Here is a 19,082-nt window from a genome sequence, read left to right on the forward strand (position 1 = left end):
GCGCCGCCAGCGCCCGTGCGGACAGGTTGGCCCTGCCGTACAGCACGCAGAACACGACGGCCAGCAGAGCGCCCATCGCGACACTGAAGATCAGGACGCCGAGACCCATGCCGATGTTCGACTGCACACCGCGGGTGAACACCTCGGCGCTCTCGCCGCCGCCGTGCGAATGCCCACCGGCGCCATGTGAATGTTCTGCCGCCTCATGCGCTGCGCCGGCACTGTTCTCGAAGTCGATCGCCCGACCGATGATCGGTTCGATCAGCAGCTTGGCCCAGATGAAGGCGAGCACGCCTGCTAGGGCGCCGGCCAGAATGCCGCGCCCGATGATCTGCTTTTCCATTTTGTTCGGTATCTCCGCTGCGTATCAGTGGCAGGGGAAACCGAGAAGGTGGCGGGCGTCGTGCACGAACTCGTGCACGTAGGTGTTGTTGCCAAGGACCGAGGTCGCACCCTGGTCCATCCCGACGAAGTAGAGGGCCAGCAGCGCGATGAACGCCGTCAGGGTCAGCCAGAGCACCGCCTTGGTGGCCGACAGGTCGATCGCGGGGGCGTGGCTCTTGCGTGCCTCAGTGGGAGTCATACCGGTCCTTTCCGGGAATTCGCGTCCCAGTCCGTGTCGTGACAGGTAAGGGTCTGACTGTTAACAGTGGCGCGGCCGCCCTGGATTCTCACCAGGTTCCTCTGCCTGTCGATTACAGCAGCATCCTAACCACCGCGCAGGAGTTCTCTGCATCGGCAGGTATGAAACGGATATGAAAAATGCCCCCGCCATTGCGGCGGGGGCATTTTTCGTCTTGGACCTTATTCCGCGGTGGCTCCGGCCTTGGCCAGATCCGGACCGTCGGAGCCGGCTGCCTTGGGCGCACCGGAGAACGTGAACTTCGCGTCCTCGCCGGTGCCTTCGCCGTCCCAGCCCTCGACATCGACCGTGACCAGCTGACCCGGGCCGAGCTCTTCGAAGAGGATCTTCTCGGAGAGCTGGTCCTCGATCTCGCGCTGGATGGTGCGCCGCAGCGGGCGGGCACCGAGCACCGGATCGAAGCCACGCTTGGCCAGCAGGGCCTTGGCCTTGTCGGTCAGCTCCATGGCCATGTCCTTGGCCTTGAGCTGGTTTCCGACCCGGCCGATCATCAAGTCGACCATCTGGATGATCTCGTCCTGCGTCAGCTGGTGGAACACGATGATGTCATCGATGCGGTTGAGGAACTCAGGCCGGAAGTGCTTCTTGAGCTCGTCGTTGACCTTCTGCTTCATCCGCTCGTAGTTGTTCTCCCCGCCGCCCTGGCTGAAGCCGAGTCCGACAGCCTTGCTGATGTCGGAGGTTCCCAGGTTCGAGGTGAAGATCAACACCGTGTTCTTGAAGTCGACCGTGCGGCCCTGACCGTCGGTGAGACGTCCGTCCTCCAGGACCTGCAACAGGCTGTTGTAGATCTCCTGGTGGGCCTTCTCGATCTCGTCGAACAGCACGACCGAGAACGGCTTGCGACGCACCTTCTCGGTGAGCTGGCCGCCCTCTTCGTAGCCGACGTAGCCCGGAGGGGCACCGAACAGCCGCGACGCGGTGAAGCGGTCGTGGAACTCGCCCATGTCGATCTGGATGAGCGCATCGTCGTCGCCGAACAGGAAGTTGGCCAGCGCCTTGGACAGCTCGGTCTTTCCGACACCGGACGGGCCGGCGAAGATGAACGAACCGGAGGGACGCTTCGGGTCCTTCAGGCCGGCGCGGGTACGCCGGATCGCCTTGGAGACTGCCTTGACGGCGTCCTCCTGGCCGATGATCCGCTTGTGCAGCTCGTCCTCCATGCGCAGCAGGCGCGTGGTCTCGGCCTCGGTCAGCTTGAACACCGGGATACCGGTCCAATTGCCGAGCACCTCAGCGATCTGCTCGTCGTCGACCTCCGCGACAACATCGAGATCGCCTGAGCGCCACTGCTTCTCACGCTCACCGCGCTGGGCGACCAGCTGCTTCTCGCGATCGCGCAGGCTCGCGGCCTTCTCGAAGTCCTGCGCGTCGATCGCGGACTCCTTCTCCCGGCGGGCGTCGGCGATCTTCTCGTCGAACTCGCGCAGGTCTGGCGGAGCGGTCATCCGGCGGATGCGCATCCGGGCACCGGCCTCGTCGATCAGGTCGATCGCCTTGTCCGGCAGGAACCGGTCGTTGATGTAGCGGTCGGCCAGGGTGGCCGCGGCCACCAGCGCGCCGTCGGTGATCGAGACGCGGTGGTGCGCCTCGTAACGGTCGCGCAGACCCTTGAGGATCTCGATGGTGTGCTCGACGGTCGGCTCGCCCACCTGGACCGGCTGGAAACGACGCTCCAGGGCGGCGTCCTTCTCGATGTACTTGCGGTACTCGTCGAGCGTGGTGGCGCCGATGGTCTGCAGCTCGCCACGGGCCAGCTTCGGCTTCAGGATCGACGCGGCGTCGATCGCGCCCTCGGCAGCACCCGCACCAACGAGCGTGTGCAGCTCGTCGATGAACAGGATGATGTCGCCGCGGGTGTTGATCTCCTTGAGCACCTTCTTGAGGCGTTCCTCGAAATCACCGCGGTAACGGCTGCCTGCGACCAGTGAACCCAGGTCCAGGGTGTACAGCTGCTTGTCCTTGAGCGTCTCGGGGACCTCGCCGTGCACGATGGCCTGCGCCAGGCCCTCGACGACGGCGGTCTTGCCGACGCCGGGCTCGCCGATCAGCACCGGGTTGTTCTTGGTGCGGCGGCTCAGCACCTGCATGACCCGCTCGATTTCCTTCTCACGGCCGATGACCGGATCGAGCTTGCCCTCCATGGCGGCGGCGGTCAGGTTACGGCCGAACTGGTCGAGGACCAACGAGGTGGACGGGTTGCCCGACTCGCCGCCACGACCACCGGTACCGGCTTCGGCGGCCTCCTTGCCCTGGTAACCGCTCAGCAGCTGGATGACCTGCTGGCGGACCCGGGTCAGCTCGGCGCCGAGCTTGACCAGCACCTGCGCGGCCACGCCCTCGCCCTCACGAATCAGACCGAGCAGAATGTGCTCGGTGCCGATGTAGTTGTGGCCCAGCTGCAGCGCCTCGCGCAGGGACAGCTCCAGCACCTTCTTGGCACGCGGCGTGAAGGGGATGTGGCCGGACGGCGCCTGCTGTCCCTGGCCGATGATCTCCTCGACCTGGCTGCGCACGCCTTCCAGCGAGATGCCCAACGACTCCAGCGACTTGGCGGCTACGCCCTCGCCCTCGTGAATCAGACCCAACAGGATGTGCTCGGTCCCGATGTAGTTGTGGTTGAGCATCCGGGCTTCTTCTTGCGCCAGGACGACGACCCTGCGGGCACGGTCGGTGAATCTCTCAAACATCGGTGGTTACCTGCTCTCCATCGCTAGCGATACCCGCGTACGGCTGCATTCTGTCGGTTTTCTCGTAGCCCGCACGTAGTACCTACCGTCCACTCTAATGGGCGGCCGTCCCGGGCGCGGAGGTTGGCGGTCCGTTCCGGCGGCGACGCACCCAGTACGAGCTGTCCACATCTACTGCTGCAGATGAGCAACGCCGCCGGTCGGCGAATCGTTTCCGAAAAACGCCGCTTTCGGGTTCGCCACTAGCGAAAAACTCCGGACCGGGAATTCTCACCGGTCCGGAGCTGGCAACTGTCGGTTAAGTTGCGGTCGTTTATGTGGCGGCGTGGAAAGCGTCGATGACGTCTGCGGGGATACGGCCACGCGTCGACACGTTGTGCCCGTTGCGGCGGGCCCATTCGCGGATGGCGGCACTCTGCTCGCGATCGATGGCGCCGCGGCCACGGGCCGGGCCTGCCGCCCGTCCGCGCCGGCGCCCGCCGACCCGGCGTCCGGCCTCCACCCACTGCTTCAGGTCGTTACGTAGCTTGGTGGCATTCTTGGAGGAAAGGTCGATCTCATAGGTGACACCATCGAGGCCGAATTCGACCGTCTCATCGGCGGTGGCCTCACCGTCGAAATCATCGACCAACGTGACGGTCACTTTTTTCGCCATTACCCCGCACCGAACCCTTCTGCATACGCATTGGTGACTACGCCTGAGTATCCTGCACCTGCGCCCCAATGTGCCACAAAAACGCACACATTTCCAACGACGCGTGGATCGCGGCAAGTTCAGTTAGTCTGGCGGCGAACAATCGGGAACAAAACCGTCTCCCGAATAGACAACCCCGTCAGCGCCATCAACAAGCGATCGATACCCATTCCGGTGCCGGTGGTGGGCGGCATCGCGTACTCCAATGCGGCGAGGAAATCGTCGTCGAGAACCATTGCTTCGTCATCACCCGCTGCGGCCGCACGGGCCTGGGCTTCGAATCGTTCCCGCTGGATTACCGGATCGACGAGTTCGGAATATCCCGTCGCGAGTTCGAAACGCCGTACGTAGAGGTCCCATTTCTCGGTCACCCCGGGAATGCTGCGGTGAGCCCGCGTCAGCGGCGAGGTCTCGACCGGGAAGTCGCGGACGAACGTCGGGGCCCACAGCTTCTCCCCCACTGTGTGTTCCCAGAGTTCCTCGACCAATTTTCCGTGCCCGTAGCCACGGTCACGTGGAATCTCCAGCTCGAGTCCGTCGGCAATACGCCACAAGTACTCAACTGATGTGTCGGGCGTGATCTCCTCACCGAGAGCCTCCGACAGCGAGGGATACATTTCCAATGTGTCCCATTGCCCGTCGAGATCGTAGATAGTGCCATCGGGCAATGGCACCTGGCGCGTACCGATCGCTTCGTCGGCAACTTCTTGAATAAGTTCACGCGTGACTACCGCGGAATCGTTGTAGTCGCCGTACGCCTGATATGTCTCCAACATCGAGAATTCCGGTGAGTGTGTGGAATCGACACCTTCGTTTCGAAAGTTCCGATTCAACTCGAAAACCCGGTCAAAACCACCGACGATGCAGCGTTTGAGGAACAGTTCCGGCGCAATCCGCAGGTACAGATCGACATCGAGCGCATTGGAGTGGGTGATGAACGGCCGCGCCGCCGCCCCGCCGGCCAGCGTCTGCAGCATCGGCGTCTCGACCTCGAGGAAGCCGCGCCGTTCCAGCGCCGAACGCACCGCACGCACCACCGCGACCCGCTGCCGGGCGATGCTGCGCGCCTCCGGGCGCACGATGAGATCGACATAGCGCTGACGCACCCGGGTCTCTTCGCTCATTTCCTTGTGAGCAACGGGCAATGGCCGCAGGGCCTTGGCCGCCATCTGCCAAGAGTCGGCCAGCACCGAGAGTTCACCGCGCTTGGAGCTGATCACCTCGCCGTGGACGAACACGATGTCGCCGAGGTCGACGTCGGCCTTCCACGCGTCCAGCGACTCCTGACCCACCTGGGCCAGGCTGATCATCGCCTGCAGCTGGGTGCCGTCGCCCTCCTGCAGCGTCGCGAAGCACAACTTGCCGGAATTCCGGGCGAACACGACCCGGCCCGTGACACCGACGACCTCGCCGGTCTGGGTGTCCGCGGCCAGGTCCGGGTAGGCGCTGCGCAGTTCGGCCAGTGAATGTGTGCGCGGAACGGTTACCGGATAGGGCTCGCGGCCCTCAGCCAGCAGCCGCTCCCGCTTGGCCTGACGAATCCGGAACTGCTCGGGAAGGTCGGCCTGGGACTGGGACGCGTCGTCGCGATCGGCTGGGCTCACAAAATGCCAGCTTAAATGAACTCGCGGGCGGGCAATTGCATGCCGACAAGCCCGGCGGCCCTCGGCCACGAGCCAATGGACCGGCGGTTCAAGGGCATACCCGCGTCCCGGTGGGGTCAGGCTGCGACCCAGGTGTGCACAACCTCACACCGGGTCACCTTGCCGGTTTGAGCCGTCCACGTTGGCTGTCCCGATTGCGCTCGAACACCAGCCGCAGGCCGTCGAGGGTGAGATGGCGGTCGTAGTGCTCGACCGTGCGCAGGTCCGGCAGCACCAGCGGCGCGGTGTGGCCGGTGGCCACCACCGCGACGTCACTGCCCGAGAAGCCGTCGACGTCATCGCGGATCCGGCTGACCAGTCCGTCGACCAGTCCGGCGAACCCGAAAACCGCACCGGCCTGCATGCATTCCACGGTGTTCTTTCCGATCACCGAACGCGGCCGGGTCAACTCGACCCTGCGCAGCGCGGCCGAGCGGGCGGCCGCGGCGTCGGAGGACACCTGCACACCGGGTGCGATCGCGCCGCCCAGGAACTCCCCCTTGGCCGACACCACGTCGACACAGATCGACGAGCCGAAGTCGACGATGATCGCCGCGGTGCCGTATTTATGGTAGGCGGCAAGACAATTCACGATCCGGTCGGCGCCGACTTCCTTGGGGTTGTCGACCAGCAGCGGGATGCCGGTACGCACGCCCGGCTCGATCAGCACGTGCGGCACCGTCGGCCAGTACTGCTCGAGCATCAGACGCACCTCGTGCAGCACCGAGGGCACCGTGGACAGCCCCGCGGCTCCGGTCAGGCGCTCGGAATCGTCACCGATGAGGCCGTCGATGGTGAGCGCCAACTCGTCGGCAGTCACCTCGGATTCGGTCCGGATCCGCCACTGCTGCACCACCTTCGCGTGATCACCTGTACCGGAGATCAGCCCGACGACGGTGTGGGTGTTGCGGACGTCGATGGCGAGCAGCATCAGCGGGGCGACACCAGTTCGGACACGTCCTCTGGGACGTACGCCGGATCATGACCGTGTTCGCCGAGATCGATCTGTTTGTTGTCCCCGTCCACGAACACGATCCGCGGCTGGTAGGCGCGGGCCTCGGCATCCTCCATCACCCCGTAGGCGATCAGGATGACCAGATCGCCCGGGTGAATGAGATGCGCTGCGGCACCGTTGATCCCGATCACACCGGTGCCACGCTCGCCGGTGATGACGTACGTCACCAGCCGGGCACCGTTGTCGATGTCGACGATCGTCACCTGCTCGCCTTCGAGCAGATCGGCGGCCTCCATCAGGTCGGCGTCGATGGTCACCGAGCCCACATAGTGCAGGTCGGCCTGCGTCACCGTGGCGCGGTGAATCTTGGATTTCAGCATGGTGCGCTGCATCAGTTCCTCCAGGGCAGTTCGTGATTGTCGCCGTCGCCGACGCGAGGGTGTCCGTCGATTCCGGCGGACGCTCCGATATCTACAGAGATGTTGTCCAGCAGGCGGGTTCGGCCCAGCCGGGCCGCGACCAGCAGCCGGGCCTGACCCTCGCCCGGCGCGGGGCCCAGCATCGGGTCGCGCACCTCCAGGTAGTCGACGTCGATGGCGGGCACCTCGTCGAGCACGCCCCGGGCCGCGTCGATGGCGGCCGCCGCCCCGCCCGCCGCGGCGTACTTGCCTGCCAGCAGGGCCGCCGAGAGCGCTCCGGCCTGCTCCCGCTCGTCGGCGTCCAGGTAGCGATTGCGCGATGACATCGCCAGGCCGTCGGACTCCCGAACGATGGGCACCCCGACGATCTGCACGTCGACGTTGAGATCGGTGACCATCTGCCGGATCAATGCCAATTGCTGATAGTCCTTCTCGCCGAAGAAAGCACGGTCGGGCCGGACGATCTGGAGCAGCTTGAGCACGACGGTCAGCACGCCGGCGAAATGGCCGGGGCGCGAGGCCCCTTCGAGCTCACCGCCGACAGGCCCGGGCTCCACGCTGGTCCGCGGACCGTCCGGGTACATCCCTGAACCGGTTGGGGTGAAGGCGATCTCGACCCCTTCGGCACGCAGTGCGGCCAGGTCCTCGTCGAGCGTGCGCGGGTAGGCGTCGAGATCCTCCCCCGCGCCGAACTGCAACGGGTTGACGAAGATCGACACCACCACGACCGCGCCGGGAACGCGCTTGGCCGCGCGAATCAGCGTCAGGTGGCCCTCGTGCAACGCACCCATGGTGGGCACGAGGGTGACCCGGCGCCCGCTGGCGCGGAGGGCCCGGCTGACCGCCGTGACATCGGCCGGTGCCGAGTAGACGTTCAGTTCACCGGCGACGAACTTGGGAGAGTTGCTCTGGGTCATCCTTGACTCGTTTCAGGGCTGGTTTCCGGGCCTGTATCTGAGAGCACCGCGAAGACGTCCATGGGCGCATGTGCGCGTTGGGCGGTACGCAGCGAATCGGCCCGATATGCCTGGGCCAGTTGGGGATCCAATGCGCGCAGGGCTCTCAGGTGAGCGCCCACCGCTGCCGCGTCGCCGCGGGCAACGGGTCCGGTCAACGCCGCCTGGCCGCGTTGCAGCGCGTTTTCCAGCGCGGCCCGGGCCAACGGGCCCACCACCCGCTCGGGCAGACCGCCGGGCGCATCGCCGACGAGTTCCTGGCCGAGCAGTTCCTCACCGCGCAGTGAGGCCCGCAGCGTGTCGACGGCGTCGAGCACCAAGGTGACCAGGTGGTTGCTGGCATGCGCCAGCGCCGCGTGGTACTGCGTCCGCGCGTGCTCGGGCACCCGGAACGGCTCCCCACCGATCTCCAGCACCAGCGACTGACCGATCGCGTAACCGACTTCGTCGGTCGCGGTGATGCCGAAACATGTATCGGGCAACCGCGCGAGGTCCTCGTCGGATCCGGTGAACGTCATCGCCGGATGGATGGCGAGCGGGATACACCCCTGCTCGGTCAGCGGGGCCAATACCGCGACCCCGTTGGCACCCGAGGTGTGCACCACGATCGTGCCGGGCCGCACCACGCCGGTGGCAGCAAGACCGGACACCAGCGATGCCAGCTCCGCGTCCGGAACCGTCAACAGCAACAGCTCAGCCCGCTGCGCCACGTCGGGGACGGGAAGGATCGAGGTATCGGGCAGCCGGCGCTGTGCCCGCAGCCGGGAGGCCTCGGAGATGGCACTGCAGGCGACCACCACGTGCTCGACGCGTTCCAGGGCATAGCCGAGCGCCGTGCCCACCCGGCCCGCCGAAATGATGCCGACGCTGAGCCTGGCAGGACGCAATCCCTCAGGAGGGGACCACCCGTTTGCAGGGGGCTGCTCCATCGCAGACGACCTCACAGGATGAATAGGTTTCAGTCGTTCCAGTCCCGCGTTGCGGGTACCGGACGGTCGTCACGAGACTAGCTCACTCCTCGCGGCGCCTGCGACGCCCGCCTTCGGCAGGGGCGGACTGAAACCGTGCCAGCAGCTCATTCACCGACTGCCCGTCGGCATGGTGCCCGTTCGCCGGCTCGGGTTCCGGTTCGCTGCGGTGCCGTGATCCCCGCCGGGGCGGCTCGGGCGGTTGCGACGATTCGGTGGCCAAGGCCGGCGACGGCTGGGCCGGCGCGGGCCGGCCGGGATCGGAGGTCTCGGCCGCGGCGGAGTGCCGGCCACGAGGCGGCGGCTCGGGAGCCTGGCCTGCCGACATCGCGGGTGCCGGCGCCGGGGCCGGTTCGGGGGCCGCTGTCAGGACCGGTTCCGGGGCCGGTTCGGGGGCCGGCGCCGAGGTTTCCTCGGGTGTCGATTCGGGGGCGCGGCGCCTGCCGACGTACTCGGCCGAGGCTCCGTTCTGGGCCACCGGCGCGGCCCAGTTGCTGCCGGGGGCGCCCGCGGGGATCCACTGCCCCTCGGCGGGAGCCGGTTGCCAACCCGTGGCCGCGGGTTCGGCAACAGGCGCGGGTGCACTGACCGGCTCCGGTTCGGGGGCCTCGATCGTCGGTGACGGCTGCATCGGCGGCATGGCCGGTGGCGGTGGCGGTGGCGCCCACGTGGACGGCGGCTCGGGCTGCCTACGGGCGGCCGGTTGCTGCTCAGGCCTGGGCTGAGGCTGCGGTTCCGGTCGGGGCTCGGGCCGAGGCGCAGGTTGCGGCTCCGGCCGGGACACGGGTTGCGGCTCAGGCCGAGGCTGGGGTTCCGGCTGACGCGGGGGTTCCGGCTGGCGGGCAGCGTCCTGCTGACGCCGGCGGCGACGGGGCTGTTCACCGGCAGGCATCGGTCGCGACGGCAGGCGATGCGCACCACCCGAGGTCGCCCAGTCGTTCTCCGGCGGATGCGGCTCGGCCGGAACGTCGATGATCGGGCTTTCCTCGGTACGCGACGTCCGAATGTCGGTGACCTCGACGGGCGGCACATCCAGGCGGCTGGCGGTCACCCGGCCCGCGGTACGCACCGTGCTCTTGTCGGTCTCGATGGCCGGCCGGTGCACCAGGTCCGTGTCGAACAGGATTTCCAGGTTCGCCCGCAATGCGGCCAGCTCGGAACGCAGCGCGGCAACCTCGTCGGCCGCCTGCGCGCGCAGTTCGGAGGCCAGCTCCCGGCGCAGTTGGGTCTCGACGGTCAGCTCGTACTCCCGCCGCGCCGAGATCTCCCGATCCAGCTGCAGGTCGTAGACGAACTTCAGATCCCGGGCCTTGGCCTGGTCCAGGTCACTCTGACGCCGGTAGATGACGGAGACGAAGGCCGCCACCACGGCAGCCCACAGGGCCAGGATGACTGCGAGCTTCAGCAACTCGACGCGATCGGTGAACACCAATGCGGAACTGGCCAGAATGGCGAGTACCAGCAATACCGTTAAGAGCAGCCAGCCTGGCCTTCGGCCGCCGCGCCGTGGCCGACCACCGCGGGGCAGAACGGTCATGCGCCGACTGTACCCGTCACCGGTCATCCAGCCTGGCGACCACTACGGCGATTCGGGCAACTACCTCACACAATCCGTCACTCCGGCGCGGTGTCCCCGTTGTCCGGCGGTTCCTCGGGGGACTTGCAACAGTGCTGCAGCCACACCGCCGCGACGGCCAACGCCAGAGCACTGACCGCGGCCACCGCCGCGCCGGGGGTGTCCTCGCCTGCCACCCGCAGTTCGCCGCGCCGGGGCAGCAGGTACACCAGCACGCCGATCCACCAGCCCGCTACGACGGCGCCAACCCAGGCCGAGGCCTTGGCGATCACGACCGACCGGGCCACCGTGAGCGGGTGCAGCCGACCTGCGCCGACCCCGATCTGCCCGTCGTTGATCTTGGCCCGCACGTAGAACGCCCAGCCCGCCTCGACGAGCGCTACGGCCAGCAGCGAAAGCCCGGTCCACACCGTCAGCGGCGGGAACCACCGGTAGAGCACCCCGATCAGTACGTAGCCGACGATGGCGACGACAACGACCGCGCCGGCCAGGTCGCGCTTGCGGGTCGGACCCATCAGTCCGCCACGGGTTCCGTGTCGAAGTCCAGCGCCAGGTCGGTGCGCCTGACCCCGGCACGTTCGGCCGGGTCGATCTCCTCCAGCAGGTGCGCCACCCGCCGTGTTCGGCCGACCACCGTCAGCGTGGCATCCGGATCCACTGCCAACCACGGGATCAGGACGAAGGCGCGCAGGTGGGCCAGCGGGTGCGGCAATGTGAGGTCGTCGTCGCGGGAAAACACCTCGACGTCACCCTCGTGGCAGGTGACCAGGTCGACGTCGAGGGTGCGCGGGCCCCACCTCTGCTCCCGGACCCGGTCCGCCTCTTGCTCGAATTGTTGCCCCCGCCGCAGCCAGCCATGGCAGTCGAGGTCCGGGTCCTCGGCGATCAACACCGCGTTCAGGAACGGTCCCTGCTCGACTCCGCCCCAGGCGTCGGTCTCGAACACCGGCGACACCGCGCGCACCGCGGTCCCCAGCCCGTCGACCACCGACTGCAACCGGGCCAACCGGTCACCGAGGTTCGACCCGATCGAGAGCACTGTGGAAGTCACTGGCTGTTCCCCCTTCTCGAGCGCCGGGCCACCACCGCGACATCGTCGAACGTCAGAGGAATCGGGGCGCTGGGCTTGTGCACCACAACCTCGACCGCGTGCAGACGCTCGTCAGTCATGATGGCGTCGGCGATCTCGGCCGAGACCGTCTCGATCAAGTTGCGCGGCGGCCCCGCGACGATGTCCGCCGCCCGCTGGGCCAGCGCGCCGTAATCCAGGGTGTCCGCCAGCTCGTCGGTGGCCGCCGCCCGGCGCAGGTCGATCCACGCCGTGATGTCGACGACGAACTCCTGGCCATCGCGGCGCTCGTGGTCGAAGACACCGTGATTGCCCCGAACCCGCAAGCCGCGCAACTCAATTCGATCAGCCAACCCGACCTCCAGATTCCCAGGCTTCCAGCACGGCGAGCGCGTCGACGGAGGCCATCACATCATGCACTCGAACACCCCAGGCGCCGTGCTGGGCGGCCAGCATCGAGATCGCGGCCGTGGCGGTCTCCCGGCCGTCCGGTGGCCGCGGTGTCCCGTCCGCGCCGGCCAGCAAGGAACCCAGAAAACGCTTGCGTGACGCACCCACCAACACCGGGATCCCGGTGGCGATGAATTCGGGCAGCGCGTGCAGCAAGGCCCAGTTGTCTTGGGCGGTCTTGGCGAATCCCAGGCCCGGGTCGATGATCAGCCGCTGCGGGTCGACGCCCGCGGCGACCGCGGCATCGACGGCACTGAGCAGTTCGGCTCGGACCTCGGCCACCACGTCGCCGTAACCCGGGGCACGATGGGGCTGCTCGGCGCTGACCGAGCGCCAGTGCATCAGGATCCACGGCGCCTTCGCCTCGGCGAGCAGGGGTGCCATGTTCGGGTCGGCCAGGCCGCCGGACACGTCGTTGACGATCTGCGCGCCGCTTTCCAGCGCGACCTTCGCCACGTCGGCGTGCATGGTGTCGATGCTGACGGTGATCCCTTGGGAGGCAAGCGCTTCGATCACAGGAGCGACGCGGGCCGCCTCCACCGCGGGGTCGACCCGCACGGCACCGGGGCGGGTCGATTCCCCACCCACATCGATGATCGCGGCCCCCGCGGCGGCAAGCGCCAGCCCGTGTTCGACGGCGCGGTCGCGGTCGATGAACTTGCCGCCGTCGGAGAACGAATCGTCGGTCACATTCACCACGCCCATGACCTGCACGCGCGTTCCGCGAGGGACAATCGGGCCGGGTGGGTTCACTTCCGGAGGATGAGTTCCAGCGCCTCGGCCCGGGATGCCTTGTCGGTCTTGAACTGTCCCCGCACCGCGGAGGTGGTGGTGACCGCCCCCGGTTTGCGGACACCGCGCATCGCCATGCAGAGGTGCTCGGCCTCGATGACCACGATGGCCCCGCGCGGATCGAGCTTCCGCATGAGAGCGTCGGCGATCTGGGCGGTCAGGCGTTCCTGCACCTGCGGCCGCTTCGAGTACAGGTCGACAAGGCGGGCGATCTTCGACAATCCGGTCACCCGGCCGTCGACGCCGGGGATGTATCCGACGTGCGCCACCCCGTGGAACGACACCAGATGGTGCTCGCAGGTGGAGTACAGCGGGATCTGCTTGACCAGCACGAGCTCGTCGTGCTCCTCGTCAAAGGTGGTGTTGAGCACCGCGTCCGGGTCCGTGTACAGACCCGCCATCAGCTCCTTGTACGCACGCGCCACCCGAGCAGGGGTATCCAGCAGGCCCTGTCGGTCGGGGTCCTCGCCGATGGCGATCAGCAATTCACGAACGGCCGCCTCGGCTCGAGGTTGGTCGAACACCCGGGTGGCCGTATCGGTGTTGTTGTGATGCTCGCGCAGCGACTGCGACATCGAAGCCTCCGTTCTCGGATCAGCCGTGGGCCGGCGGGTTGGGCCGGTCGGCCCGCTCAGGGCCACCGTCCTGGCCCGCCTCATCATTCGGATTCGGCTGACCGGGATGAGGATAAGGCTGGTACGGGTACGGCTGGGGCTGTTGCCATCCCGACGGATGCGGCGGCGGGTACCAGTAACCCTGCTGTTGCTGGGGCGGCTGGTATCCGGGCTGTGACGGCGCGGGCGGCCAGCCCGGGGCGTGCCAGCCGGCCGGAGCACCGTAATCGGGCTGGGTCGAGCCATTCTGGTTCGACCCGTTCGGCGGCGCGCCGTTGGTCCCGGCCCCGTTGGTCTCGTTCACGCGCTCGGCCTCGCGGCTGGCGGCGGCGATGGCTGCCTTGAACGCGGGCTCCGGCACCGGCGGCGGCCACGGCTCACCGCGCTCGATGGCGATCTCGCCCGGGGTCTTGATCGGCGGCTTGTCGGACGGCACCCGGCCACCGAAGTCGTCGAACATGGTCAGCCGGGGACGCTTCTTGACGTCGGAGAAGATCGCCTCCAGCTCGGCGCGGTGCAGTGTCTCCTTCTCCAGGAGCTCACCGGCCAGCGTGTCGAGCACGTCGCGGTACTCGGTGAGGATCTCCCACGCCTCGGTGTGGGCGGCCTCGATGAGCTTGCGCATCTCGTCGTCGATGTCGCGGGCGACATCGTGGGAGTAGTCCGGCGTGGTGCCCATGGTGCGTCCCAGGAAGGGGTCGCCGTGCTCGGTGCCGTAGCGCACTGCGCCGAGCTTGGAGCTCATGCCGTACTCGGTGACCATGGCGCGGGCGATCTTGGTGGCCTGCTCGATGTCGGACACCGCACCCGTGGTGGGCTCGCGGAAGACCAGTTCCTCTGCGGCGCGGCCACCCATGGCGAACACCAGCCGGGCGATCATCTCCGAGCGGGTCATCAGGCCCTTGTCGTCCTCAGGGACTGCGACGGCGTGGCCACCGGTGCGGCCGCGGGCCAGGATCGTCACCTTGTAGATCGGCTCGATGTCGGGCATCGCCCACGCGGCCAGGGTGTGCCCGCCCTCGTGGTACGCGGTGATCTTCTTTTCCAGCTCGCTGATGATGCGGCCCTTGCGGCGCGGTCCGCCCACGACACGGTCGACGGCCTCTTCCAGCGCCGCACCGGTGATGACGGTGCCGTTCTCGCGGGCGGTCAGCAGAGCGGCCTCGTTGATGACGTTGGCCAGATCTGCGCCGGACATGCCGACGGTGCGCTTGGCCAGCCCGTCCAGGTCGGCGTCGGGGGCGATCGGCTTGCCCGCCGAGTGCACCTTGAGCACCGCGCGACGGCCGGCCAGGTCGGGGTTGGACACCGGGATCTGACGGTCGAACCGACCGGGCCGAAGCAGGGCCGGGTCGAGGATGTCGGGCCGGTTGGTGGCCGCGATCAGGATGACGCCCTGGCGGTCGCCGAAACCGTCCATCTCGACCAGCAGCTGGTTGAGGGTCTGTTCACGTTCGTCGTGACCGCCGCCCATGCCCGCGCCGCGCTGACGGCCGACGGCGTCGATCTCGTCGACGAAGATGATGCACGGGCTGTTGGCTTTGGCCTGCTCGAACATGTCGCGCACACGAGAGGCTCCGACACCGACGAACATCTCGACGAAGTCCGAACCGGAGATGGTGAAGAACGGGACCCCTGCCTCGCCGGCCACTGCGCGGGCGAGCAGGGTCTTGCCGGTGCCGGGCGGGCCGTAGAGCAGCACGCCCTTGGGGATCTTGGCGCCCAGCGCCTGATAGCGGCTGGGGTTCTGCAGGAAGTCCTTGATCTCGTAGAGCTCCTCGACCGCCTCGTCGACGCCGGCAACGTCGGCGAAGGTGGTCTTGGGCATGTCCTTGCCGAGTTGTTTGGCCTTGGACTTGCCGAAGCCGAAGCCCATCCGGCCGCCGCCCTGCATGCGGGAGAACATCACGAACAGGCCGACCAGCAACAGCAGCGGCAGCATGTAGATCAGCATCGAGCCGAGGAAACTGCCCTGGTTGACCGTGGTGCCGAACTTGATGTTCTTGGCGCCCAGCTGATCGGCCAGCTTCAGGGCGTAGCCGGTCGGGTATTTGGTGATGACCTTGTCGGAATTCTCGGTCTCTTCTTTGCCGCTCTTCAGATCGAGACGCAGCTGCTGTTCGCGGTCGTCGATCTGGGCGCTGTTGACGTTGTCAGCGCTGATCTGGGCCACCGCCACCGAGGTGTCGACGGGTTTGTAGCCGCGCGTGTCGTCGCTGAAATAGAAAAACGACCAGCCCAGCAACAGCACGACCGCGATCACGGTCAGCGTACGGATCACATTTTTGCGGTTCATCGATCACTCGGCCGAGTTCGGCCCGGTCCTTCCAACGTGCGCAGTTGAGACATTCAAGGCTACCGCTAGACCAACGTCCGGCAGTTCCCGACGGTATCCAGCCCTACCACTGGCACCTGGAGTGCCCTCACTCGTGGACGATGCCTGCCACTTCCGCGATGACATCGCCGTACCAGCGGAAGAGTTTCAAGGGCTCGTCCTGGTTGTCTTGCAGCAGGTCCGACCAGCAATCCACGACCGCGGCCCGGGCCGCGCCACCGATCCACGGCTGCGGCAACAGTTGGGGTGGCAGCAGCGGGTCCGGCTCCACGGCTCGGGTGAACTCCGCGGCCAGCTCGATCGCGATGCTGAGCCGGGTCGCCCGGGCGGCCCCCTCCAGCTCCTGCGCCGCTCGTCTCGCCGTTGCCAGGAGGCGATGATGACCGTCGGCGATGCGGTCGAGCGGCCACAGGCCTTCGGCGAGCGCCCGGGCCTCGCTGACACCACCGACCGTGAGGTCGGTCGTGGTGAGGGTGGTGACGCGATCGGCGACGCCGAAACGCTCGGCCGCGGCCTGCACGTATGGCTCCCATTCGTTGGGTGAGACGTACAGTCCGCCCTGCACGGGAGCACCGCCCAGGCGGAGGACGGCGTCGCGCATCGAGTCGCGCGCCGATCGCGCCGACTCGCCGATGGCGAAGGCCACCACGTGCCACCGGCCGTCCCAGTCGGCCTGCCCACGGTCCTGTGCGTACATGTAGCGGACGAACTCCAGATCCGGCTCAATGGTGCTGCGCATCTCCGGCGTCGCTCGCAACACCGCCTTGCGCCCGCGGCCGTCCTGGACGAACTGGCCTTCGGCCACCAGACGTTTGATGCACAACCGCACCTGCTGGTCGCTCATGCCGAGGGTGTTGGCGACGTCGTAGAGCTCGCCCGCGTCGACCGTGGCGTCCGCACGCAGCATGCTCTCGACCAGGATGCGGGTCGGGACAGCGTGGTCGGTGTCGGCGCGTACCTCAGGGCTCATCGGTACTCATGGTCCACCACGATCAGCGGTGGTGAACCGGTACGCCCGAGTTCGCGATCGAGGTCGGCGAAAAACCGGTCGCTGTCGATCACCCCGTCGGGCGGGTGCACGCCGGCCCGACGGGCGGTGCCGTCGGCGATCTGGGACATGCCGAGCGCCAACGGAATTCCGGTGGCGCGGGCCATGTCCGTCAACAACGCATCGATGCCGGCCGCCGGGTTGAGGTGGGCCAGCACGGCCGTGTCGCGGCCGCGGCGATCGCCGAACGCCGCGGCGAAGAAGGGTGGCAGGGTGCCCGGGCCCCTGGTGGTCAGGGCGCGCGGCAACGATCGGATGATGCCCGGGAGATCGGGTTTGGCTATGCGGCGGGCCGCGGTCTCGTTGGTGAGCCGGCCGCCGTCGATGCCCCGGCGCAGCACCTCGAGATAGGCGAGCGCCGACGGACTGATGACCATCAGGTTGGCTGATTCTCCGGTGGGTTTGAGGGTGCGTTGCAGCGTGACCGGTTCGGGGTGCCCGACGGTGTAGGCAGTGCCGCGGCGGCCGCCGGGGAGCTCGAGCGTCACGGGCCGCAGCGGCCGTTGTTCGGTCAGCGAGCCGGCCCGCACCGCGATGATGGTGCCGCTGCTCTGCTGCATCCAGTGCACGGCCGCGGCGGTCGGTGACCCGTCCGGGCCGATCAGTTGGTCGCGGCCGCCCTCTTCCCTTCCGGCTGTCACGTCGACCGGCCACGCGGTGTAGACATCGCGCACCGAGTCCAGCGGAGCGGCCGCCGCCGCGGCGAGCAGATTGCTCACCCCCGGGCTTGCACCCATGCCGATGACCGCGGTCACCCCCGCGGCACGGGCCGGTGCGTCCAGTTCGAGCATCTGCACGGTGGGTTCCCAGTCGTCGCAGATGTCGAGATAGTGCGTGCCCGTATCGATCGCGGCGCGCAACACCGTCAGTCCGAATCGGTAATACGGGCCGACGGTGTTGAGCACCAGGTCGGCCTCGCCGAGCGCATCGAGCAGTCCGGCTCCGTCGGTGACATCCACCCGGCGAGCACTGACCGGCACGGAGGCATCGGCCAACTCGCGGGCGAGACGCTCGGCCGCCGCGAGATCACGGTCGGCGATGACGATGTGCTCGACGCCGCCGCCGTACGCAGCGCTCCGAACGGCGACGGCGCCCATCGCTCCGGCGCCGCCCAGGGCGAGAACTCTCATGGCGTGGTCCTTTCGGGTTGTGTTTCGACAAACCGCCGGAGGGAGTCGAGGTAGCCGGGCGCATACAGCGAGCGCGGCGCGAAAACGGCCACCAGAAACGACCGGACGCCTTGGTGGTGGTCGAGCGGCGCCTTGGCGATGCTGTGCGAGGCATCGGCAAATGTCTGGACGGTCAGCTGGTTCGGTGACAGCCGCGCGCGGTAGACCCGCTCGGTTTCGGCCACGTCGACGTTCCGGTCCTCGGCTCCGAGCACCAGCAGGACCGGGACCTTGATCCTCTCCAACTGTGACGTCGCGTCAGACGTGTAGTTGGTGCGCACGAACCGCCACCGGTCGGCGGACATCGGCGGGTCGTCGATCCCACTCGCGACATACCGGCCGTAGTCGGCACCGGCACGCAGCAGCCGCACCGATTCGGCCCGGCGTCGCAGCGCGGCGGCGATCTCAGGGTCACCGGCGCGCTGCGCCCGCAGTTCGGCCAGCAGGTTGTACTCGCCTTGACGCAGCCAGTTGATCGCCGGTCCGACCAGGATCATGAACCGCAACTCGGGGTGGAGCGCGGCCACCTCGGGCAGCACCCAGCCGGCCTGGCTGATGCCCCACAACCCGATGCGGTGCGGATCGATGTCGCCGCGGCTGCGCGCCCAGGTCAGCACGGCCTCGGTCTCGACGGCACGGTCATGCATGCTCTGGTGCAGCCAATTGCCCTGCGCCCCTTCGACACCGGGCTTGTTCCAGGAGACCGAGGCATAACCGGCCCGGGCGAACGACTCCCACAGCGGCCGATAGAACGAATCGCGGGACGCGTCGGCCGGGCCGTCGCCGTGCACGAAGACCACCAGCCCGTGCGGCTTTTCCCCACCGGTCGGCAGGGCCAGGATCGCCTCGAGTGGCTGAGCCGAACCGGGTATCTCCACGTGCTCTTCGGTGATGGCGAAGTGGTTTGCGACGACGACGACGGCGCCGAGCGCGGCCGCGACGAGGCAGCAGACGGCGATTACCCGGAGGCAGACGCGGAGCATGTAACTATCATACTCAAAACGTCCGTTTTGCTTTCGATAGTTATTGATAGGCAGGCTTACGATGCCGCCGATCCTGTG

Annotated in this window: 19 protein-coding genes and 1 riboswitch; all 19 genes read right to left on the minus strand. The window is 67.6% G+C overall.

Annotated elements, in window-relative coordinates; translation table 11 throughout:
• Positions 1 to 343, minus strand: a 343-nt coding sequence (locus tag EH231_RS34350; protein WP_241177775.1) for a CbtA family protein, incomplete at its 3' end; no start/stop codon positions are given.
• A gap of 24 nt (positions 344 to 367) precedes the next feature.
• Positions 368 to 544 carry a CbtB domain-containing protein gene (locus tag EH231_RS19845; RefSeq protein WP_423425496.1) on the minus strand — a complete coding sequence of 59 codons (177 nt, stop codon included), beginning with the start codon at positions 542 to 544 and terminating at the stop codon, positions 368 to 370.
• Positions 534 to 732: riboswitch (cobalamin riboswitch) on the minus strand. (Overlaps the previous gene by 11 nt.)
• 72 nt (positions 733 to 804) lie before the next feature.
• The gene (clpC1, locus tag EH231_RS19850) at positions 805 to 3,333 is read right to left on the minus strand and encodes an ATP-dependent protease ATP-binding subunit ClpC (RefSeq protein ID WP_090430434.1); all 2,529 of its coding nucleotides are present in this window, start codon (positions 3,331 to 3,333) and stop codon (positions 805 to 807) included.
• A gap of 313 nt (positions 3,334 to 3,646) precedes the next feature.
• Positions 3,647 to 3,988 (minus strand): histone-like nucleoid-structuring protein Lsr2, encoded by a 342-nt coding sequence (gene lsr2 / locus EH231_RS19855; RefSeq protein WP_036442478.1) that lies wholly within the window; start codon positions 3,986 to 3,988, stop codon positions 3,647 to 3,649.
• A 119-nt stretch (positions 3,989 to 4,107) separates the two neighbouring features.
• A complete protein-coding gene (lysS, locus tag EH231_RS19860; RefSeq protein ID WP_090430432.1) occupies positions 4,108 to 5,631 on the minus strand; it encodes a lysine--tRNA ligase in 1,524 nt (507 codons plus the stop codon).
• A 154-nt stretch (positions 5,632 to 5,785) separates the two neighbouring features.
• Positions 5,786 to 6,601, minus strand: coding sequence for a type III pantothenate kinase (locus tag EH231_RS19865; RefSeq protein ID WP_090430430.1), 816 nt, complete (start codon positions 6,599 to 6,601; stop codon positions 5,786 to 5,788).
• Entirely contained in the window at positions 6,601 to 7,017 is a 417-nt protein-coding gene (panD, locus tag EH231_RS19870; protein ID WP_124713138.1) for an aspartate 1-decarboxylase, read from the minus strand. Before panD ends, EH231_RS19865 begins: the two co-directional genes overlap by 1 nt.
• Positions 7,017 to 7,961 (minus strand): pantoate--beta-alanine ligase, encoded by a 945-nt coding sequence (gene panC, locus EH231_RS19875; RefSeq protein ID WP_124713139.1) that lies wholly within the window; start codon positions 7,959 to 7,961, stop codon positions 7,017 to 7,019. The genes panD and panC overlap by 1 nt, the downstream gene beginning before the upstream one ends.
• The gene (locus EH231_RS19880) at positions 7,958 to 8,929 is read right to left on the minus strand and encodes a Rossmann-like and DUF2520 domain-containing protein (protein WP_124713140.1); all 972 of its coding nucleotides are present in this window, start codon (positions 8,927 to 8,929) and stop codon (positions 7,958 to 7,960) included. The genes panC and EH231_RS19880 overlap by 4 nt, the downstream gene beginning before the upstream one ends.
• Before the next feature lie 82 nt (positions 8,930 to 9,011).
• Positions 9,012 to 10,505 (minus strand): DUF6779 domain-containing protein, encoded by a 1,494-nt coding sequence (locus EH231_RS19885; protein ID WP_205867374.1) that lies wholly within the window; start codon positions 10,503 to 10,505, stop codon positions 9,012 to 9,014.
• A 77-nt stretch (positions 10,506 to 10,582) separates the two neighbouring features.
• The gene (locus EH231_RS19890; protein ID WP_090430423.1) at positions 10,583 to 11,059 is read right to left on the minus strand and encodes a DUF3180 domain-containing protein; all 477 of its coding nucleotides are present in this window, start codon (positions 11,057 to 11,059) and stop codon (positions 10,583 to 10,585) included.
• Positions 11,059 to 11,595, minus strand: coding sequence for a 2-amino-4-hydroxy-6-hydroxymethyldihydropteridine diphosphokinase (folK, locus tag EH231_RS19895; protein ID WP_124713142.1), 537 nt, complete (start codon positions 11,593 to 11,595; stop codon positions 11,059 to 11,061). Before folK ends, EH231_RS19890 begins: the two co-directional genes overlap by 1 nt.
• Positions 11,592 to 11,966 (minus strand): dihydroneopterin aldolase, encoded by a 375-nt coding sequence (folB, locus tag EH231_RS19900; RefSeq protein ID WP_090430421.1) that lies wholly within the window; start codon positions 11,964 to 11,966, stop codon positions 11,592 to 11,594. Before folB ends, folK begins: the two co-directional genes overlap by 4 nt.
• On the minus strand, positions 11,959 to 12,768 hold the full coding sequence (gene folP, locus EH231_RS19905) for a dihydropteroate synthase (RefSeq protein ID WP_090430847.1): 810 nt from the start codon (positions 12,766 to 12,768) through the stop codon (positions 11,959 to 11,961). Before folP ends, folB begins: the two co-directional genes overlap by 8 nt.
• Before the next feature lie 44 nt (positions 12,769 to 12,812).
• Positions 12,813 to 13,430 carry a GTP cyclohydrolase I FolE gene (gene folE, locus EH231_RS19910; RefSeq protein WP_044520882.1) on the minus strand — a complete coding sequence of 206 codons (618 nt, stop codon included), beginning with the start codon at positions 13,428 to 13,430 and terminating at the stop codon, positions 12,813 to 12,815.
• Positions 13,431 to 13,449: 19 nt separating this feature from the next.
• Positions 13,450 to 15,765: an ATP-dependent zinc metalloprotease FtsH gene (gene ftsH / locus EH231_RS19915; protein WP_090430419.1), complete on the minus strand. Its 2,316-nt coding sequence runs from the start codon at positions 15,763 to 15,765 to the stop codon at positions 13,450 to 13,452.
• 127 nt (positions 15,766 to 15,892) lie between these two features.
• Positions 15,893 to 16,774: a PaaX family transcriptional regulator C-terminal domain-containing protein gene (locus tag EH231_RS19920; RefSeq protein WP_124713143.1), complete on the minus strand. Its 882-nt coding sequence runs from the start codon at positions 16,772 to 16,774 to the stop codon at positions 15,893 to 15,895.
• Positions 16,771 to 17,982 (minus strand): saccharopine dehydrogenase family protein, encoded by a 1,212-nt coding sequence (locus tag EH231_RS19925; protein WP_124713144.1) that lies wholly within the window; start codon positions 17,980 to 17,982, stop codon positions 16,771 to 16,773. The genes EH231_RS19920 and EH231_RS19925 overlap by 4 nt, the downstream gene beginning before the upstream one ends.
• The gene (locus EH231_RS19930; RefSeq protein WP_124713145.1) at positions 17,979 to 19,004 is read right to left on the minus strand and encodes an alpha/beta hydrolase family protein; all 1,026 of its coding nucleotides are present in this window, start codon (positions 19,002 to 19,004) and stop codon (positions 17,979 to 17,981) included. Before EH231_RS19930 ends, EH231_RS19925 begins: the two co-directional genes overlap by 4 nt.
• Positions 19,005 to 19,082 lie beyond the last annotated feature (78 nt).

Origin of the sequence: Mycolicibacterium nivoides (genome assembly GCF_003855255.1) — a bacterium.
Classification (GTDB): domain Bacteria; phylum Actinomycetota; class Actinomycetes; order Mycobacteriales; family Mycobacteriaceae; genus Mycobacterium; species Mycobacterium nivoides.